The 20349-nt window shown below is 41.9% G+C and carries 11 protein-coding genes; 5 read left to right on the top strand and 6 right to left on the bottom strand.

Translation table 11 applies throughout. From position 1 onward, the window contains the following. Positions 1–14: 14 nt before the first annotated feature. Complete coding sequence (gene kdpB, locus AACU32_RS24250; protein ID WP_096603767.1) at positions 15–2120, bottom strand: potassium-transporting ATPase subunit KdpB; 2106 nt, start codon at positions 2118–2120, stop codon at positions 15–17. A 155-nt stretch (positions 2121–2275) separates the two neighbouring features. Next, on the bottom strand, positions 2276–3976 hold the full coding sequence (gene kdpA / locus AACU32_RS24245; protein ID WP_096603766.1) for a potassium-transporting ATPase subunit KdpA: 1701 nt from the start codon (positions 3974–3976) through the stop codon (positions 2276–2278). A 1110-nt stretch (positions 3977–5086) separates the two neighbouring features. Between kdpA and AACU32_RS24240 the strand changes: the two genes are divergently transcribed. Beyond that, positions 5087–9505 carry a DUF4347 domain-containing protein gene (locus AACU32_RS24240; RefSeq protein ID WP_096603765.1) on the top strand — a complete coding sequence of 1473 codons (4419 nt, stop codon included), beginning with the start codon at positions 5087–5089 and terminating at the stop codon, positions 9503–9505. A 177-nt stretch (positions 9506–9682) separates the two neighbouring features. Here AACU32_RS24240 and priA read toward each other — a convergent pair whose 3' ends face one another. Continuing rightward, a complete protein-coding gene (gene priA / locus AACU32_RS24235) occupies positions 9683–12274 on the bottom strand; it encodes a primosomal protein N' (protein ID WP_096603764.1) in 2592 nt (863 codons plus the stop codon). Between the two features lie 1061 nt (positions 12275–13335). Between priA and AACU32_RS24230 the strand changes: the two genes are divergently transcribed. Then, a complete protein-coding gene (locus tag AACU32_RS24230) occupies positions 13336–14469 on the top strand; it encodes an RpoD/SigA family RNA polymerase sigma factor (RefSeq protein ID WP_096603763.1) in 1134 nt (377 codons plus the stop codon). A gap of 293 nt (positions 14470–14762) precedes the next feature. Here AACU32_RS24230 and AACU32_RS24225 read toward each other — a convergent pair whose 3' ends face one another. Both AACU32_RS24225 and AACU32_RS24220 read right to left on the bottom strand, forming a co-directional pair. Continuing rightward, positions 14763–15269: an SET domain-containing protein gene (locus AACU32_RS24225; RefSeq protein WP_096603762.1), complete on the bottom strand. Its 507-nt coding sequence runs from the start codon at positions 15267–15269 to the stop codon at positions 14763–14765. A gap of 194 nt (positions 15270–15463) precedes the next feature. Beyond that, positions 15464–16384, bottom strand: coding sequence for an EamA family transporter (locus AACU32_RS24220; protein ID WP_096608153.1), 921 nt, complete (start codon positions 16382–16384; stop codon positions 15464–15466). Between the two features lie 613 nt (positions 16385–16997). Here AACU32_RS24220 and AACU32_RS24215 point away from each other — a divergent pair. From AACU32_RS24215 to AACU32_RS24205, 3 genes are all read left to right on the top strand, one after another. Then, complete coding sequence (locus AACU32_RS24215) at positions 16998–17489, top strand: GNAT family N-acetyltransferase (RefSeq protein ID WP_096603761.1); 492 nt, start codon at positions 16998–17000, stop codon at positions 17487–17489. A gap of 489 nt (positions 17490–17978) precedes the next feature. Then, the gene (gene petJ, locus AACU32_RS24210; protein ID WP_096603760.1) at positions 17979–18314 is read left to right on the top strand and encodes a cytochrome c6 PetJ; all 336 of its coding nucleotides are present in this window, start codon (positions 17979–17981) and stop codon (positions 18312–18314) included. Between the two features lie 303 nt (positions 18315–18617). After that, positions 18618–19535 carry a tetratricopeptide repeat protein gene (locus AACU32_RS24205; protein WP_096603759.1) on the top strand — a complete coding sequence of 306 codons (918 nt, stop codon included), beginning with the start codon at positions 18618–18620 and terminating at the stop codon, positions 19533–19535. Between the two features lie 66 nt (positions 19536–19601). Here the strand turns inward: AACU32_RS24205 and AACU32_RS24200 are convergent, their stop codons facing one another. Next, positions 19602–20282 carry a cytochrome P460 family protein gene (locus AACU32_RS24200; RefSeq protein WP_339378226.1) on the bottom strand — a complete coding sequence of 227 codons (681 nt, stop codon included), beginning with the start codon at positions 20280–20282 and terminating at the stop codon, positions 19602–19604. Positions 20283–20349 lie beyond the last annotated feature (67 nt).

Genomic DNA, 20349 nt, shown 5'->3' with positions numbered 1-20349 from the left:
AAATTCTCAATTGTTCAGGTCAATCCCGCCAGAGTTATCAGCATATCTATTAATTTAATAGCGATAAACGGCAAAATTATTCCACCTAAACCATATATCAAGATATTGCGTTGCAGTAGTTTATTCGCTGTTAAGGGTTGAAAATGGACACCCTTTAAAGCTAAAGGAATTAAGGCAGGGATAATCAAAGCGTTGTAGATCAAAGCTGATAGTACTGCCGTATTCGTACTAGTCAATTTCATAATATTCAGGCTTTGCAAGTTAGCAGAGGCAAATATTACGGGAATAATTGCAAAGTACTTGGCGATATCATTAGCTAAGGAAAATGTTGTTAAAGCTCCACGGGTAATCAGCAATTGTTTGCCAATACTGACAATATCAATCAGCTTGGTGGGATCGGAATCTAAATCTACCATGTTAGCTGCTTCTTTGGTTGCCTGAGTACCAGTATTCATGGCTACACTAATATTCGCCTGTGCTAAAGCTGGCGCATCGTTAGTTCCATCGCCTGTCATGGCTACCAGTTTGCCTTGATTCTGTTCTTGTTGAATCACAGCAATTTTATCTTCTGGTGAGGCTTCGGCGATGAAGTCATCAACTCCGGCTTCTTTGGCAATGACAGCAGCGGTCATGTGGTTGTCTCCAGTTAGCATCATGGTATTGACTCCCATCCGGCGTAACTGATCGAACCGTTCGCGAATGCCAGGTTTAACTATATCTTTGAGATAAATTACACCGTAGATTTCCCGATCTAAGCAAACGGCTAAAGGTGTACCTCCTTGTTGGGAAACTCGTTCGTAGACAATATCAAGTTCTGGGGTTTCACGCCCGTTACGAGAACGGACAAACCCTTTAATTGCGCCAACTGCGCCCTTGCGTACCTCTCGTCCACCTGGTAGATTTGTACCACTCATCCGGGTTGTGGCAGAAAATTCCACTCCTTGGGCGTGGTTAGGATCAAAGTCTACTCTCGCGCCGAATCTTTCTGCCAGACGGAGAATCGATTTACCTTCAGGCGTATCATCAAATACACTAGCTATCCAAGCTACATTGGCGATTTCTTCCATTGAGTGGCCGTTGATCGGGATAAAATCTTCTGCCAAGCGGTTACCAAGGGTAATTGTACCTGTCTTGTCTAAAATCAGAGTATTAACATCTCCACAAGCTTCAACTGCTCGTCCGGAAGTAGCAATGACGTTCAATTGGGCGACGCGATCCATACCAGCAATGCCAATGGCACTGAGCAAACTACCAATTGTGGTGGGGATCAGTGCGACTAATAGGGCGATCAAAATGGAAACGCTGATGGGAGTTTTTACAGTGTAGGCAAATGCAGGCAGAGTGGCGACTACAAATAAAAACACTAAGCTCAGAGCTGCTAGTAAAACTGTTAAGGCAATTTCATTGGGTGTTTTGCTGCGTTCTTTGCCTTCTACCAAGGCAATCATGCGATCAATAAAGCCTTTACCGGAGTCGGCGGTGATGCGGATAATCAATTCATCGGAGATAATCCGCGTACCACCAGTGACAGAACTGGCAACATCCGAGCCTGATTCCTTGAGTACTGGTGCAGATTCCCCAGTAATCGCCGATTCATCAACAGAAGCTACACCCATGATCACTTCCCCATCTGCGGGAATAAAATCACCTGCTACCACGTAGACTGTATCACCTTGTTTGAGGCTAGTAGATGATACTTCAGTAATTGCACCATCAGCAGCGAGTTTTTTAGCGATCGTCTCTATTTTCGTTGAGCGTAAGGCTTCGGCTTGGGCTTTACCTCGTCCTTCAGCTACAGCTTCGGCAAAATTGGCAAACCAAACAGTAAAGAACAAAATTCCTGTTAACAAGCCATTGAACAATTGGGCGTTCGGTTGCTCAACTGGGCCAAACAGGTTGGGATCAATTGTGACTGCCAAGGTAATTAATGTACCAATCCATACCAAAAACATCACTGGGTTTTTGATTGCCTTTCCGGGACTTAGCTTAATAAAAGCGTCCCCAATTGCGCGTAAGTATATGCTTCTAGTACGTGCTTTCGCTTTTTTACCTGCTTGACGGCGATCGCGATGACGAGAACGTGGGGGTTTAGTTTTGGAGGTAGTTGCAACTGGATTCATAGATTTGGTGAGTGAGAGGTGGGGCGGGGGAGGGGGCAGCACTTCGACTACGCTCAGTGACCAGGGGGCAGGGGGCAGGGGAGAGTATTTTCTACCTTGTCTTCCTCATCCCCGCGTCACCGCGTCCCCGTGTCTCCTAAATCTCCGTAATTCTTCTAACTGCCAGAGGCTAGTTTAAAACCTTCTGCTATGGGGCCTAAAGCTAAAACGGGGAAAAAGGTTAGCACAGCCAAAATTAGGGTAACCCCGGCTGTAACACTAGTAAATAGCAGAGAATCGGTTTTTAATGTACCAGGAGTTTCGGGAACTGTTTGTTTACCAGACATACTATCAGCTAGTAGCAGGATGGCAATAATTGGGATGTAGCGTCCTGCTAATAAGGGGAATAAGCAACTCAAATTCCACCATAAGGCTGTAGGTGCTGGTTGGGAATTGGCTAAACCAGCCAAGCCGGAACCGTTGTTAGCAGCGGCTGAAGCATATTCATAAACTACCTGGGAAATGCCGTGAAAACCTGGGTTGGAAATTCCCGATAAGGAAATTGGGTAGGCTAAGGCGATCGCACTGGGAATTAATACGGCAATTGGATGTATCAGTAATACTATACTGGCGAGGATAATTTCCCGTTTTTCAATTTTGCGTCCTAAAAATTCTGGGGTACGCCCTACCATTAACCCAGTCAGGAAGACGGTGAGAATTACGTAAATCAATAGATAAGCTATTCCCGTTCCCTGTCCTCCCCAGATAATCTGGAGAAATAAGTTAAATAAACTAGAAAATAATCCTTGCGGCATTAAGGAATCGTGCATTCCGTTGACAGCGCCACACATGGTGGCGGTAGTCATCACCGCCCATAGTGCTGTTTGCGCCCAGCCAAAGCGAACTTCTTTACCTTCTAAATTAGGATGTTCTATTCCCAAGGTGCCATTAACGAGGGGATTCCCTTGGAGTTCAGCGGTTGCTGTTACCCCAACTAAGATGACAAAAATGATAAACACCATCCAGAAAAGCAGCCAAGCTTGTTTGATATTATTGGAAAATACACCATAGGTGTAAATCATAGCTGCCGGAATCGAAATCATGGCGATCATTTCGATTAAATTAGTGCCACCATTGGGGTTTTCAAAGGGATGAGCGGAGTTAACGCCAAAAAAGCCGCCGCCGTTCTCGCCTAGCATTTTAATCATCTCAAAGGATGCTACTGGGCCTCTAGCTATATACTGTGTCGCTCCTTCTAAGGTTTTCACCACTAAAGTATCACCCAATGTTTGGGGTACACCTAATATTAGTAAGGCGATCGCGCCAATTACCGATATGGGTAATAATATGCGTGTAATGGCACGGGTAAGATCGACATAAAAGTTTCCCAACTTTCTCCCAGTCAATCCCCGGATAAAGGCAATTCCTACCGTCAAACCAGTCGCAGCAGAGGTGAACATCACAAAACCTAAAGCCGCTACCTGACTAAAATAGCTTAATGTATTCTCCCCTGAGTAGTGTTGTTGATCGGTGTTGGTCACAAAGGAAATGGTGGTATGCAACACTGTATCCCAAGTAGGTGCTACTAAGCCATTGGGATTCCAAGGCAAAAACCTCTGAAAAAATATCAGTAAATACACTACAATGCCCATGACGAGGTTGCTGTACAGTATCGCTCTGGCATACTGCCAACCTGTCATATTATCTTTCCGTCTGACACCCGCTAGGGCGTAGATGCTTCGCTCTAGCGGATTCATGACAGAATCAAGCAGTGTTCTTTCTCCTTGGAAGACATCTGCTATGTATCTTCCGAACACAGAAGTAATTGCTATGACCATACACAGCGTTAACCCAATTTGTAAAAAACCTTGTCCCATGTATTTCGCACTCAATTAAAGTTAAGTTCTAGACAGATAATTATGGCAACTGACACATCAGATGCCTAGTCATGTTTCATCTAAACTCGTTTCATAAAGCTAGATTTACTAATTTTATTTGTTACTATTTGCACAATGATTATTGATTTTTTTAGCAACAACGCTGAGATTTTCCTTTGGCTCATTTATCTCTGTCCTATCTACTATTTGTTTATACAATACATTTTCTGATGCTGCTACTTTAATATATTCATCTATACAGCGGCTTGTGACATTTTTATTACACAATCCCCAGCTTGTAAAGTATAAGCAGACACAGTTTTAGCTAGCTAACTCTGACGAAAACTGAAGTTTGGAAGAAATTATATTGCATATTTACATTTTTGGCGAAAATATTTACTCGCTTGATTTGTGATTTGTCAGTTGTTTTCATTTGGTTTAATACCTTCCTTGTCAGCGATGGGGATTCTTACCGCTAACTATTAACTAGTCAGGGTTTTGCGCCATGCTGTTTCCATAACACTGATATCAATTCTCCAAATGGTGATTTTGGATTATTTAGTTTAATTGACTAATGAAGGATAGAGAAGTAAAACAACTTTATTTTGGTAATTTAATCTAGCAATCCTAAATCATTTATGAACAATAAGATCCCCGACTTCTTAAAGAAGTCGGGGATCTGAGAGCTTACTGTTATCGCCAGGATAAAAATTTTAGTTGATTTTCATAAATATTAAGATTTTCTGAAGAATTTAGGCGATCGCAACTTGATTACCCAGAGGCTCCTTGTACCAGAATTAGCAGCCAATGAAACTACTGTAATTAGTTCCTCTGTCTTCCTCAAAAACACATTTTTTATTATAAGTACAAATACGGTAGTACCAGTAGTTTTAATTTCGTAGATTGATAAAGAAGAAACCTAAAGATTCTAAAACAAGCATTCTATATAGAGTGTACTGAGTTAGATAACTATTAAGTTTTTTTGATTCATTACGCTCTCATTGGGCAATGAAAGTTAATGGCGAAGGATTGGCTGACTGCTGAGTGTTGTCTTCCCAATACCAATTTCCGTATCTAAACTCAGAATTTTATTTACTCAAACAAATCATCATGAAATTACTCGAAAAGAACGCTGACAGAGCCAATACTTATTTTTCGGATGTATTACAACTAACAACTAAAGAAATTGTATTTATAGATACAACAGTTTTAGGGTATAAAAGCCTGATAGCTGGGATAAAACCTGGCTTGCAAGTCGTTATTCTTGATCCTACAAGAGATGGTATAACCCAAATTACAGAGTCCTTGGCAGTAGGTAAATTTAAATCAGTTCACATTGTCTCCCACGGGAGTGAAGGTAGCTTACAACTGGGGACAATCCAACTGAGTGCTGAGAATTTAGAATTTTATGGGCAGCAGTTGCATCAGTGGGCAAATGCTTTAACCGATAATGCTGATATCCTGCTTTATGGCTGTGATGTGGCTAATAAAGGAGGTACAAAATTTGTATACCAGATTAGTCGCCTGACAGGAGCAAATGTTGCCGCTTCCACCCATAAAATTGGTAATGCAGCTTTAGGCGGTAATTGGGATTTAGATTTTAGCACCGGGAAAATTGAAGCCACCCTAGCATTTGGGGCGGAAGTAATGCAAGCTTACAACTCGGTTTTAGCTAAGACTGGTGACGTAATTATTAACGAATTTTCCCAAGGTAGTGATGGTGGGAAAGAATGGATTGAACTTTTAGTTGTTTCCGATAACCTCAATCTCCAAAATCACAGATTAGTTAATGGCGATGACACACTAGATATCACTTTGTCTGGTGATGGTTTTAAAGCATTAAAAGCCGGAACTGTAATCGTGCTATATAACGGCATTGATGTTGATGGTACTATTACTGAAGACTTAACTTACAGTCCGGCAACTGGAGATTATGTAGTACAAATATCATCTCTAAATAGTACCGGACAATTTGCAGTTCTTAATACAAAAGGTTGGGGTAGCACAACAGGTGATTTTAATGATGCAAGTACTACAAATCTACCTAAGCTACTGAATGATAGTGGTACTACTATATATAGCTTTCCACGAACTCCCACCCCCAACAGCGGCAAATATAGTGCTTATACTCGAAATTCAGCGGTGGGTGCTACCAATACTAATAACTGGTCACTTGATGCTGCTTCTACAAGCGCTACACCAGGTTTAGCTAATGGTGGAGACAATACAACCTGGGTTAACATTTTGCGTCGGAATGTTAAAGTTGTCAACACCCCATCTGTGATTATTAATAATCCTTCACCTGATGCTGGTGAGCGATTTGGTTTCTCAGTGGCATCTAATGGCGCTAACATTTTGATTGGCGCACCGAAAGCCAATGGCAATCGTGGAGAAGCTTACCGACTAGATACTAATGGTGTACTCCAGCAAACGTTTACAAATCCAGCGAATGCTACAGGCGATTTATTTGGTTTCTCAGCTGCTACCAACGGTACAGATTACATCATTGGCGCTTCCAATTTTGGCACTCAAGATGTTGGAAGAGCATACAGATTTAACGCCACTAGTGTACTGCAACAAACTTTCGATAATTCAGTTAATAATGATGACAGCGAATTTGGCAGTGCTGTAGCAATCCTGAGTGATGGGAAGGTTGTGATTGGCGCACCGGAAAAGGGTAAAAGTACTGCCACCGATAATGCTGGCGAGGTACGTATATTTGATAATAGTGGAGCAATTAAGCAGATTGTTAATCCGAATACAGGGTTTATTCAAGATGCACGATTTGGCTTTGCAGTCGCAGCTGCTAACAACGACATTCTTATAGGTGCACCAGGATTTGGTACTCTTCCTGCAAATTTTGGGACTGGACGTGCTTATAAGTATGATACCGCAGGTAATCTGCTACAGACATTTACCAACCCAAACCCATCATTGCTAGATTTCTTTGGTTTGGCAGTGAAATCTAATAGTGATGGTACACGTTTTTTGATTGGCGCTCCCGGCGAAGATATGGCTGGTACTGATGCTGGGGCTGTATACCTATACGATACCACTACCCCAACCCCGACACTGTTGAAAACCTTTATTAATCCGGATACCAGCAATTTGGGTTTTGGTTCTTCAATGGCATTTTTCGGCAACGATATTCTTATTGGTGCAGCTGGTACTTTTACGGTGAGTGGGACTACCTTCACTCCAGTTCCCGGTCGTGGTGCAGTTTATCTGTACGATGGAGATGGGGCATTACCCACTTATAAACTCGAAAAAATCTTTACTAATCCAGGCACAGGTGATGATGCTTTTGGGGGAGCTATTACTGCCATTGGTAGCAATAAGATTGCTATCAGCGCTCCTTATTATGATGCTGGTAGTAATACTGATGCTGGGATTGCCTATATCTATGATCTCAACGATACACCTAGCAACACGGTTAACGGCACAAATGCCAATAACACATTTGTAGCTACCAGTAAAACAGATTTTTTTGATGGCAAAGATGGCGCAGATCGGGTTATTGCTAGTGTTGCCAATTTACAGCAAGATGACACGATCGCTGGTGGAGATGGAATAGATACCTTTGTTCTCAATGGTGGCACTAGCGCAGACACAGTTAGCATTTATTTGAGTAATCCCAGCAATCAAATTCAAGGCATTTCTGGATTGCTGGTTGCAGAATTCGAGAACTTTGATTTGAGGAGTTTTGCAGGCACAATTAACTCAATAGGTGGCACTGGTAATGACTATATTTTGGGTGGAGTTGGTGCAGACAGCCTCAGTGGCGGTGATGGTAACGATCGCTTCAATGGTGGTGATGGTAATGACAGTCTCTATGGTGGTGCGGGAAACGATATTCTCGATGGTGGTCTCGGTGATGATAGGATGGAAGGTGGTGATGGTAATGATATCTACTATGTTGATAGTGAAAATGACATCATTTTTGAAGAAACTACAGGCGGTAAGGATACTGTCTATGCTGCAATTAACTACATCCTAGTAGAGACAAATTTAGAGAATCTGATCCTGACTGGAAATACTGAAATCAACGGTGTAGGGAACGAACTCAACAATAGCATCAAAGGAAATATTGCCAACAACTTTCTGAGCGGTGGTGCAGGGAACGATATTCTCAATGGTGGTCTCGGCGATGATAGGATGGAAGGTGGTGATGGTAATGATGCCTACTACGTAGATAGTGAAAATGACATCATCGTTGAAAACATTAGCCAGGGTACGGATACTGTCTACGCCACATTTGACTATAACCTAGTAGAGACAAATTTAGAGAATCTGATCCTAACTGGAAATACTGCGATCGCTGCTATCGGCAACGAACTCAACAATAGCATCAGAGGAAATATTGCCAACAACTCTCTGAGCGGTGGTGCAGGGAACGATATTCTCAATGGTGGTCTCGGCGATGATAGAATGGAAGGTGGTGATGATAATGATGCTTACTACGTAGATAGTGAAAATGACATCATTGTTGAAGAAACTACAGGCGGTAGGGATACTGTCTACGCTGCAATTGACTATACCCTAGTAGAGACAAATTTAGAGAATCTCACCCTCACTGGAAGTACTGCGATCGCAGCTACCGGCAACGAATTTAACAATATCATCAGCGGGAATAGTGCCGACAACTTCCTAGATGGCATGGAAGGCGATAACTTACTTTATGGTAATGCCGGGAACGACAATCTCACAAGTGGTGCAGGTAATGATCGTCTGTATGGTGGGAATGGTAACGATACTCTTATCGCTGCTGCTGGTAACGATATTCTCGATGGTGGTATCGGCAATGATAGCATGGTTGGTGGTGATGGTAATGATGTCTACTATGTTGATAGTGAAGATGACAGCATCGTTGAAAACTCAACTGGGGGTACGGATACTGTCTACGCCGCAATTACCTACACCCTAGTAGATACAAATTTAGAGCATCTTACCCTTACTGGTGATGCTGAAATCAACGGTACGGGCAACGAACTCAACAATAATATCAAAGGAAATAGTGCCAACAACTCTTTAAATGGCGGAGAAGGCGATAATTTACTCTACGGCTTCGGCGGGAACGACAGTCTCGAAAGTGGTACAGGTAAGGATCGTTTGTATGGTGGTGATGGTGACGATAGCCTAATCGGTGGTGCTGGTAATGATTACCTTGTAGGTGGTGGTGGTAACGATCAATTCGTTTACGCTACCAACTCTTCTTTTGATAGCGGTACTATTGGAGTTGACACTATTACTGATTTTACTGTGAGTAGTGACAAAATTGTTCTAGACAACAATACATTCACTCTACTCACAAATATTGCCAGTGAATTTACAAGAGTCGCAACTGATGCTGCTGCGGCTACTAGCAGTGGCATTATTGTTTACAATTATGTCAATGGGAGATTGTTTTATAACGCAAATGGCGCAGATACTGGCTTTGGTTCAGGCGATCAATTTGCTAATCTCTCCAAGAATTTATTACTCTCAGCAACGGATTTTATCATCACCAGTGGTGAGAATATTCCAGGCTAGTTAATATCACTCTGGTTAAGGCCGGGGAAACCCCGCCCCTACAATTTGGGATAATTTATTTTTTGGAGTTCACTTAGTAGTTCATCACATTAATTTTGATGGGCTATAAGATCCCCGACTTCTCAAAGAAGTCGGGGATCTTATCTGTAACAACCCTGCCCATAGCAGTTGTTATCATTACATGATGTTTAAGGGATCTACATCTATTGTTAAGCTAACAGATTGCGGACAGAGCGATCGCACATCTTCCCAATCTGGTAAATTCGGTAAATCATCAGGGGCGAATTTAATTAATATCTGCCAGCGATAACGATTAGCTACTCGTAAAATACTCGCTGGTGCTGGCCCTAAAATCTCGAATCTTTCTTCTGTACCTAATGCTGTAGCGATGATTTGCGCAGTATTCTGTACTTGAATTGGATCTAAACTGCTCAAGCGTAATAAAATTAACCTGCCGTAGGGAGGATAATTAAGTGCTTGTCTTTGTTCTATTTCAGCAGTGGAAAAAGAATAATAATCATGGCTTTTTACTGCTTCAATTACTTGATGTTCTGTGTTATAAGTTTGTATAATTACCCTACCAGGATCTTCGCCTCTACCTGCACGACCGGCTACCTGGGTTAAGGTTTGAAATGCTCGTTCGCTGGCGCGATAGTCACTAAGATGCAACAATCCGTCAGCCGCAACAACACCAACAAGTGTCACCTGGGGTAAGTCTAAACCTTTGGTGAGCATTTGCGTACCTACTAATAGATGTGCTTCCCCGTTAGCAAATTGGGTGAGCAGGATGCGGTGTGAGCCTTTGTTGCGGGTGGTGTCGCTATCAAAACGAATGTATTTCAGTTCGGGAAACTGGCGCGATAATTCTTGAGCGACGCGCTGAGTACCGCTACCGAAGAATTTTAGGTAAGGAGAAGCGCAGTCAGGGCAAAATTTGGGATGCGATCGCCCATAATTACAGTAATGACAACGCAACAGTTCGGGCGCGCCGTCTTCGGTGTGGTGATAGGCTAAAGATACATCACAGTGGGGACACTCTAGTACATAGCCACAACTACGGCAAGATACAAAAGTACTGTGTCCCCGGCGATGGATAAATAAAATTCCCTGTTGTTGTCTTTCTTGCAATTGTTGCAAAGCTGTTTGTAGGGATCTACTAAAGATAGAGCGATTTCCTTCCTGCAACTCGCGTCGCATATCTACTATTTCTACTGGTGGTAAAGGGCGTGAGTTGATGCGTTCAGGGAGGGAGAGGTAGTAGGAGGACACGGAGACATGGGGACGGGGGGACGCGGGGAAAGAAGATTTCTCCGCGTCTTCTTGAACCGCAGCTTGATGAAAATTCACCCAACTTTCCAAGGAAGGTGTCGCTGAACCCAAGACTAAGGGACAATTTTCAATTTCGGCTCGCCATTGCGCAACGGTGCGCGCATGGTATGTGGGAATGGGGGAATCTTGCTTAAAACTGCTGTCGTGTTCTTCATCTAAGATAATTAAACCCAAGTTGGGTAGGGGCGCAAAAATGGCGCTGCGTGTGCCAATTACTACCTGGGGTTCGCCTGTGAGCATTTGCCGCCAGGTGTCGTATCGTTCGCCGTCCGAGAGAGCGCTATGATAGACGCTAACTTTGTTACCGAATCTAGCACGGAAGCGATCGGTTAGCTGGGGTGTCAGTCCAATTTCGGGGACTAAGACTAGGGCGGATTTACCTTGATTTAATAAAGGTGCGATCGCTTGTAAGTAAACCTCGGTTTTCCCCGAACCTGTGACTCCATGCAACAAAACTTGAGCATATCCATTTAATGATTGTATTCTGGCTAAGGCATGAGATTGATCGGGGGTTAATGATTTAGGGCGATCGCTTGTGACAAGAGGCCCTTGTTCTGTTCGCAATACTTCCCGTTCTTCAATCACGATGTAGCCTTTATTTGCCAACGTCTTCAAGACAGAGGTACTAGTATGGCAAATCTGCAATAATTCACTGTGCCATAATTCACCACCACGTTTTCGCAATACTTCAATAATTTCTCGTTGGCGTGGAGTTAAATCAGTGTCAATTGTGCCGATCAGGGTAACTGCTTTCTGTAATTTTGGTCGAGTCAATCTTGGTGGTTCTAAGTAACTTTCTACCAAACCAAATCGCCTTAATTCCCGCACTCCCCGATGAGCGGATTTGATTTTTTGTTGGAGGTAAATAAAACTGTAATCTCCTAACGGTTGAGCTTGCAAAAGTTGGAGAATTTGCTGTGCTGAGTCACTCAGGAATGCAGCAGATGGAGAAATTTGCTGATTTAGTACATAATTACTCTCTTGCTCTTTTTTTCCACTTTGCTTTCCTAGGGAAGTTAAGCGAATACGACGCTGCGATCGCCCCAACAACCCTGGTGGTAAAGCCACCCGGATCGCTTGAATTAGCGGTGTATAGTAATATGACGATACTTTATTTAATAATTCCCAATAACCACTAGGAAAAAAACCCACACTCACGACATCTTCGACATCGCGGATTTTTTCTATTGGTATATCAGTATTTGGCTGTGCTAATAACCGAATGGCAATCCCTCCCAATTGTTGCGTACCAAAGGGTACAGTTAAAATATCCCCTGGTTTAATTTCTAACTGGGCATTTAAGCGATAGGTAAATAGCCCCAAGTTTCCTGGACAGTCTACCAATACTTCAACCCAGCGATTCATATTTGTTTGTGATTTATATGACTCTCCCGGTTCATGAACTACCAAATGGGATAAATTTACGCCATCAATATACATATGTGCTGATTTAATAGATAGATTTTCTAGTGCTAGTGTCTGGTGTGTCAACGAGCAAATTTTTTTTGTTGGCTCTAACTTTTTGCTCTTGATTGCATAAACTGTAAATCGTAATACTTTTATCCCTCATAATACTTGATAAGTTTCCTCTTATATCATCCACATCACCAAATTCAACTCAACTATACATGCATTAAATATTGGATACCCACCATACACAACAAAAGCATTTCCTCCACTATCTTCAAAACAGTTGCTATATCTACTATCTAGAGGATAAGCTTTTACCCCTATTGATAGATATTCAATTGTTTATGTATATGAGATGCTTTTATACAAACAAACAATTTATTTCCGAATTTTAAATTGCTAATTTTGTGTCATTCATGAAACTTAATCAAACCTCATAAACTCAGCAGTAAGCTGACGATTTTTGACCGAACAAAGGATGAAGGATGAAAGATGAAGTGAGAATTTGTACTAGTCGCCGTGGTCACTGAGCAAGGCGCAAGTGTGGGCGAAAAAATCAACAGTGAGCGAAGCCGAACTGTTGAGCCTCTCGCCAGCCGAAGGATCAAGTTTTTTTCCTCAATTCCAACAACCATCCTTTAATGGGTGGAGTAATTTCATCCTTCATCCTTGATAATTCAGCCTTCAGTTGACATCAATCCCAAGCAATAAAGTCTAAAAAACTTGGGAAAATTAAATAAAAATTTAAGATTTTGGGATGTCTAGCTGCAAATATTATCTGAGTTAAGGTTGAGAAAGTTTGAGTGCATTTGACATATTTAGCAATCAAGAAAAGAATGAGGAATATAGAGGTTGGGGAGCTGAAGAGATATTTGGTGGGTGCATAGGCCAGTATTGTTATGAGATTTATCTAGCAGGAACTAAGGAATGACAGCTAGACATTGATTTTAACTTCTAATGAGAAATTAGCATAAACTTTTGTTTTGCTACCGGACGTGTGCATTTCTCCCTTAGGGAAACTACCAAGCCTCAAGCAAGCAGCTGTCACTGAATTATGTACCAAACAAAGCAACAATCCCTAAAGGAAAGTTATGAATATTGCTGAATTGGGAACACTGGAAATACTAGAGAGTGCTGCTGAAAATGAAGAACAATCATTTGATAGTTTAGAAGCAGTGGCAGATGACGATTCTTCAATTCCAGAAACACTGGAGTCGGAGGAACGTGATGGCGATGAGATGGCAGCAGCCCGTCCTTCGGGATACAATAAAACCGAGCATGATGATGCTGTAGGCGCGTTTTTTAAAGAAATGGCGCGTTATCCCTTGCTAAAACCTGATGAAGAGGTGGAATTAGCACGGAGAGTCAGATTTTTAGAAGAAGTAAGGAACATACAAGAGTCTTTACACACTAGCTTAGGGCAACAACCGACTAAAGTCCAAATAGCTGCCGAGCTAGAAATGACGGAAAAACAGCTAGAAAGTCGCTTATATCAAGGTCGCGTGGCGAAACGCAAAATGATTCGCTCGAACCTCAGGTTAGTAGTATCGATTGCTAAACGATATCTCAATCGCGGAGTGCCTTTTCTAGATTTAATCCAAGAAGGCGCAATGGGTTTAAATCGCGCTACAGAAAAATTCGATCCAGATAAAGGATATAAATTTTCGACATACGCTTATTGGTGGATTAGACAAGCAATTACAAGAGCGATCGCTAATGATGCGCGTACTATCCGCTTACCAATCCATATTGTTGAAAAACTTAACAAACTAAAAAAAGCGCAACGCGAACTCAAACAAAAACTGTCTCGCAATCCTTCCGAAGCAGAAATGGCAGAAGCTTTGGAAATGAATGTACAACAATTACGCCAATTGCAGCAACTCAGGCGACAAGCGCTGTCTTTAAATCACCGTGTTGGTAAAGAAGAAGACACGGAATTAATGGATTTACTAGAAGACGAAGATAACCTGTCTCCAGAAGCAAAAATGAACGAACACATGATGCGTCAGGAGATTTGGGAAGTGTTGGGAGATGTTTTAACTCCAAGAGAAAAAGACGTAATTTCTTTACGTTATGGGTTGACAACTAGCGAACCTTGTACTTTAGAAGAAGTCGGTAATATGTTCAATCTATCCCGCGAACGAGTCCGACAAATTCAAAGTAAAGCCATGCGCAAATTGCGGCGTCCCCACATTGCAAAACGATTGAAAGGGTGGTTGATTTAAATAGCCTAAAGTCAATCAGCAATCAGAGGTATTTTCTCATTGAGGGATTACCGTAAAATCTGATTGCTGTATGGCTGTTAAGTAGCTTAACGTAAATAAATATAATATGTTTTGTCATTGCGTTCGCGTTGGCGCAGCCTCTCCGACAGGAGAAGCTATACCGTCCCTTGCGCGTCTCCGCTAGGAGAAGGCTTTACGCAATGACATCTTACATTTAATTATGTTGACCTACTTATCCATTTGGTGGGTGCGATCGCCTCTACCCTACCCTAGGTAAATTATTCCCAAATATTTTATCCTAATTTTCCTTTAAAACCATATTTGCTTTGGGTTTTGAGATAACCTCCAATGTACTCACCATAGCGATCGCGCAACATTTTTTCTCTAAATTTAAATCCTAATGTTTTTCCTCGACAAGATTGAGATCCGCACAAGCACCGTTGGACAGCAATTGATTCATATTCTGTGGTTTCGTAGTCCCAAGTAATTTCCTCACCTGCTTCGATATTGCGCAAAGCAACGAAGTCATATCCGCCAAACTGATTGTTTCTTACTCCAGTATTTGGATCACAAGAATGGTTAATGACGACAGCAGGCTCATCTAGATTGACATACAAATTAAAATCCATCTGAAACGAATATATTGTACGTTCGGGAACTTCTTCAATAGGGATACCCACCACGACGGTTTCCCCTTGGGTGATTTTTTTTGTAGCAAATACTCCTCGTCCTTTTGCTGTTTGCTGAATCGTGATCTGAGAATTGAGCTTTGAAGCTGAAATTGTCTCTATTTTGTTCATAGATAAAGCACCACCGTATTTAAATTTATTGCGATTTCACAGTTTTCAAATAGGCATAGGAAAATTTCACTTTACTAGGTATTTTTTTGTAAAGTGAGTGTTTATATTGATTTGTCATCATTGGTTTGGACTGATGCTACATCTCAGAAATAGCATTTATACATGCCCTTTGCTATAAAGTCGGCACAGTAAAATTAGCTGTCATTTCCCGAAACTAAAGAAATAACAGTGCGTTCACTGATCTCTACCTCAACTTCAGCCTCTGGCTCAATCTTCTGAGGACTTTGACTGACAAGCAGAGCAACTAAAACAAGAATTCCGCCGATTACACCGCGTATTCCTAACTGCTCTCCCAGTAGCCAAAACGAGAAAATTGTCGCAAACAATGGCTCAAGTGTAAAAAGTAAAGCAGCTTCCTCAGCCGAAACCCATCGCTGTGCTAATGTCTGAAGCCAGATGACAGCAGCAGTCGCCATTAGCCCTAGGTAGATAATTGCTCCCCAGTGCTGGCGAATCTCCTCAAATTGGTTAAGGATTTGCGTGTTACTCCAGAGTACCCCTAGGGCCGCAATGAACAAAAGTTGAACACTGGTAAGGGTTAAAGTGGGGTGACGGGGCGCAACTCTATCTAGAAAAATTACGTAGCCTGCATAAACAAATGCATCAAAGAACATCAATACATCACCAATTCCTAGTTCTCCCCCTTCCCAAAACATTACACCAATACCACTCACAGCCAGCCCAGCAGCCAGGAAAGTTTTCAACAGTACTTGCTGACCGCTCAACCATCCCAGCAGTGGTACAATAAGTGCGTTCAAACTGCCAATGAATGCTGCCCGGTTTGCTGGTATGGTCTTAAGTGCAATTGTTTCGATACCTAAAAAAAAGAACAGCAAAAGCCCTAGGACTATACCATCACGAAATAAAAGTCCGTTGAGCTTACGTAAGTTTAGGCTCAAAACTCCTGCTGCAATGACAAAGCGTGTTGCAATCAATGTGCTGGGCGAAAGAGTGGTGACTATTTCTTTTATTAAAGGAAAAGTTGTAGCTGCAATTATGTTAATAAAAATAAGTAGTATTATCCCTTTAACACGTAATGAATTTTCAGTTGGCATGAGTGTTGGCATAATTTGATGATAATTTAAATCGAGGCAGCACCTCAATTAATGTTGACTGGGTTTAAAGTCCAGCAATTATGATACTACGGTTTACTGCTAATAAAAGATTTAAGGTTCTATTGAGTTAGCTACAAAAAAGGAATTTTATCAACTCTCTTACCCTAAAATGGTTCAATTAATTTATAAAATAGTGTAAATTAATGACTAGAAAATATCAGACTTTTTGCTTTTTTCTTTAATTATCCTCTTAGGTAATTACCAAGCATAAAATGTCCAGAAAATGTCCAGCCGCCGTACTTCGCTTTTTATGCGAACCGCAGAAAAATTCAAATTTTCCCAAAATACAGCCGATTGCAACGCAAGTGAGGTACAGATCATAGTCATGGCACAAAATTGTTTTGCCCCTACCTGTTTACTTCATTTACCTGAAATAAGCCGTATATAGCGTTTCTCTGTCAAGTGAGGTATAGTCACCCCACCCCCAACCCCCTCCCCGCAAGCGAGGAGGGGGCTATGATGTACTTCATGTGATTAGGAAATGCTATAGAACTCATTAGGCATTTTCTTTTTTAGTTCTCTCTGACAAACCAACATTTCTCCAAATAGATTAATGACTTCACATAAAAATTTAATTTTGCGTTTTGCTGAACCAACCGATTGTAGCGTGTTGTTTGACTTAATTCAGCAACTAGCAGAGTATGAGAAACTATCTCATGCAGTAACTGGAAATATTATAGCTTTAAAAGAGCATCTGTTTGGCTCTCCCAGATATGTTGAGGCAATATTAGCCGAGTATGGAGGGCAATCTGTAGGTTTTGCCCTATTTTTTCATAATTATTCCACTTTTTTGACAAAGCCCGGTATTTATCTAGAAGATTTATTTGTGTTACCTGCATATCGCCGTCAAGGTATTGGTAAGGCTCTGTTATCTAAATTAGCTCAAATAGCTGTTGAGCGTAATTGTGGGCGGTTAGAGTGGAGTGTTTTAGATTGGAATGAGTCTGCCCAAGAATTCTACCGCAGTATGGGAGCATCTATTTTAGATGAATGGCGAATTTGTCGTGTTACAGAAGAGGCGCTGACACAATTGGCAAATAGATAAATGGGCATGGGGCATTGGGCATCCCTACCCTTCTCCTGACGGAGACGCGCAAGGGACGGGTTCTGCTTCGCAGTACGGCTTCTCTTCGAGACGCTTCGCGCTAAGCGAAGCTATGCCGAAGGCTTTACGCTCAGGGCGAGTGGGCATTGGGCATTGGGCATTGGGCATTGAGAATTATTTATTTCTCCGCGTCACCGCGTCTCCCAGTCTTATTGTCCCTACTACCTTGTCCCCCTTTCCCCCTCATCCCCGCCACCGGATTGTCTTCAAGATTTCTTAATAATCAAGTGTTCGGTTTTACAAAAAGTTACATTTTCTTGACAGTGCTAACAAGCTATGAATCCTATTTAAGCAAAAAGCCCCAAACCTTAGTGTATGCGGTCATTCGAGCGAAGTTTGACAGCCTGTCTTTTGACGAAGGTGAACGCCTCAACTGACAATTATAGAAGATATACACCGATTACGTCTTTGTATCAGAGAGAACAAGAGATGAGAAAGATTATTTCAGTATTACTGTTGGGCATTACCATCTTCACTTTTGCCTTCAGTAGTCCAGCATTAGCAGCAGATGCGGTTAATGGTGGCAAATTATTTGCAGCCAATTGTGCTTCTTGTCATGCAGGGGGCAAGAATTTGGTTCAAGCCAATAAAACTCTGAAAAAGGACGCTTTGGAAAAGTTTGGCATGTACTCAGCAGAAGCGATTATTGCCCAAGTAACAAAGGGTAAAAATGCAATGCCTGCTTTTAGTGGTCGATTAAAGCCTAATCAAATTGAAGATGTAGCAGCCTATGTTCTCGGCCAAGCTGATAAGGACTGGAAATAAAAGCTGATATTGACTCAACCTAGTATTTCGCTACAAGAGTTTTGATAATTTCGTAGTCAGCACTTTACCCGCATTTCTCACAAAAAGTAGGGGCGGGTTCACAGATATGCTTTCGTAATTTACGACTATCTGGCTTAACCCGCCCCTACGGCACAAGACACGGAGAAGAAAAAATCTCGTGAGAAATCCGGGTTTAGTGCTGCTAAAGAAAATACTGAAGTGCTGACTATGAACAAAAATTTATTGGTTGCCCTGTCAGATTTAATTACAAAGCGCGTAATTATTTAGTCAAATATCTTGCTTATGAGTTATTTCTGGCGATTATTTCTCAGTGCGATCGCAGCTTTGACTCTGACTTTTTGGACGCAAGCTGCTGATGCTTCACCGTTGGCTAACTCCCAGACTACTGCTAGTGAATTTTTGCAGTTGGGTGTAAATAAAATTATACAAAGCAATTATTCAGAAGCGATCGCGGATTTTAATCAGGCAATTGAACTTCAAAGCGACTTTGCTCAAGCTTATAGCGATCGCTGTGTTGCATATCTCCAACTACAACAATACCATCAAGCGATCGCAGATTGTACACTAGCAATCAATTTATCACCCGAAAACCCCCAGGCGTATCTACATCGGGGATTAGCAAACTACAGACAAAAAGATTATCCCGCAGCCATAGCCGATTATCAGCGAGCGATCGCACTTAAACCTGATGAATTTCGAGCTTACTATAATCTTGCTCTCGCCTATGCAGCAACAGGCAATTATTCAGAGGCAATAGCTGATTATAATTTAGCCCTGAGCCAAATTCCCGCCTCAGCAAATTTACTCCTTGCAGATATCTACAATGACAGAGGTTTAGCCCAGTTAGAGTTGCAAAACTTTGAAGGCGCTATGGCTGATTTTACTCTGGCAATTCATCTTGATGCCGACGATGACAGAGCTTACTTTAACCGGGGTTGTGCTTGTGGCAGAAAAGGAGATAACTTTGGTGCATTGCGTGATTTTTCCCAAGTCATCCGCCTCAATCCCAGTCATGGAATGGCTTATGTTAATCGCGGCGTAGCTCGCTATCAACTAGGTTACTATCAAGGAGCGATCGCCGACTTACAAAAAGCATCAAATTTCTTTGGAAATCAGGGAGAGAAGCTGGCTTATCAAAAAGCCTTAGATCTACTCAGTACGATGCAAAAACAAATACTAGCTATTTCGGAATTTGCTTAAGCAAAATCAGAGATGAGGGGACAAGCAGGACAAATGATAAATGACAACTAACAACTGACCAATTCTCTATTCCTGGCGAAACACATAATCTTCAGACTGACCTGCTAGTTTTAGGTGACAAGCTGCACAAGCATTGGTCTTTCCTGGCGCACCATTTGGCAAGTATGTTTGATCGGGTCGATAACCAATGTACTCCCACTCGCCGGTGCGATTTTCCAGATAATCAGCCCCAAAGCCTTTTTCCTTACGATGTACATAAATTGCCGTTAGAGTTTCTCGAATGTATTGCCCTTTTTCATCTTTAACGACGTTACCGTCTGGGTCTTGTTTAGCTCTATAAATTTCCATGACGAATACACTACCGTAAGGAAAAAGCTGTCCTGGCTTGACAGCAGCAGCTATCTCGTTACCACAGATTACACGCACCTGCTTATTGTCCGGTCGGTCAACGACATATATTAACTTGAAAGCATTTTGATAGTTTTTTGGGAATCCCACCCGGTCTATTCGCGGAGCAGGGCCAGGGACAGATGTACTCGACAAAGTTGGTGGTAGAGGTGCGGAAGTTTTGGAATCTGGGGCTTGAAGTAAGCGCGGAATCGCTGAACAAGTTGGTAACGCCTGAGCTAGAGATAGAGAAGTAGATGGCGAAATAGTAATTGAAAGTGCTTCAGCTAAAATAAAGCTGACAATAAAAGTACTCAATAGTACTAGTAGCTTTATAGTGCGCTTACGTAGCTGCTTCATATTGAATATATACTTCATATAAAAGTGTCAGTTAATTTTTTTTATTTGATTTAATCCTTATTAGGCA

It is taken from the genome of Calothrix sp. NIES-2100, from assembly GCF_963875285.1.
Classification (GTDB): Bacteria; Cyanobacteriota; Cyanobacteriia; order Cyanobacteriales; family Nostocaceae; genus Aulosira.
This window is presented reverse-complemented; position numbering and strand designations above follow the sequence as displayed.

Excerpts from the sequence above, each read along its gene's own strand:
- kdpB (WP_096603767.1), bottom strand. The coding sequence starts at position 2,120 with ATGAATCCAGTTGCAACTACCTCCAAAACTAAACCCCCACGTTCTCGT.
- kdpA (WP_096603766.1), bottom strand. The coding sequence starts at position 3,976 with ATGGGACAAGGTTTTTTACAAATTGGGTTAACGCTGTGTATGGTCATA.
- AACU32_RS24240 (WP_096603765.1), top strand. The coding sequence starts at position 5,087 with ATGAAATTACTCGAAAAGAACGCTGACAGAGCCAATACTTATTTTTCG.
- priA (WP_096603764.1), bottom strand. The coding sequence starts at position 12,274 with ATGTATATTGATGGCGTAAATTTATCCCATTTGGTAGTTCATGAACCG.
- AACU32_RS24230 (WP_096603763.1), top strand. The coding sequence starts at position 13,336 with ATGAATATTGCTGAATTGGGAACACTGGAAATACTAGAGAGTGCTGCT.
- AACU32_RS24225 (WP_096603762.1), bottom strand. The coding sequence starts at position 15,269 with ATGAACAAAATAGAGACAATTTCAGCTTCAAAGCTCAATTCTCAGATC.
- AACU32_RS24220 (WP_096608153.1), bottom strand. The coding sequence starts at position 16,384 with ATGCCAACTGAAAATTCATTACGTGTTAAAGGGATAATACTACTTATT.
- AACU32_RS24215 (WP_096603761.1), top strand. The coding sequence starts at position 16,998 with ATGACTTCACATAAAAATTTAATTTTGCGTTTTGCTGAACCAACCGAT.
- petJ (WP_096603760.1), top strand. The coding sequence starts at position 17,979 with ATGAGAAAGATTATTTCAGTATTACTGTTGGGCATTACCATCTTCACT.
- AACU32_RS24205 (WP_096603759.1), top strand. The coding sequence starts at position 18,618 with ATGAGTTATTTCTGGCGATTATTTCTCAGTGCGATCGCAGCTTTGACT.
- AACU32_RS24200 (WP_339378226.1), bottom strand. The coding sequence starts at position 20,282 with ATGAAGCAGCTACGTAAGCGCACTATAAAGCTACTAGTACTATTGAGT.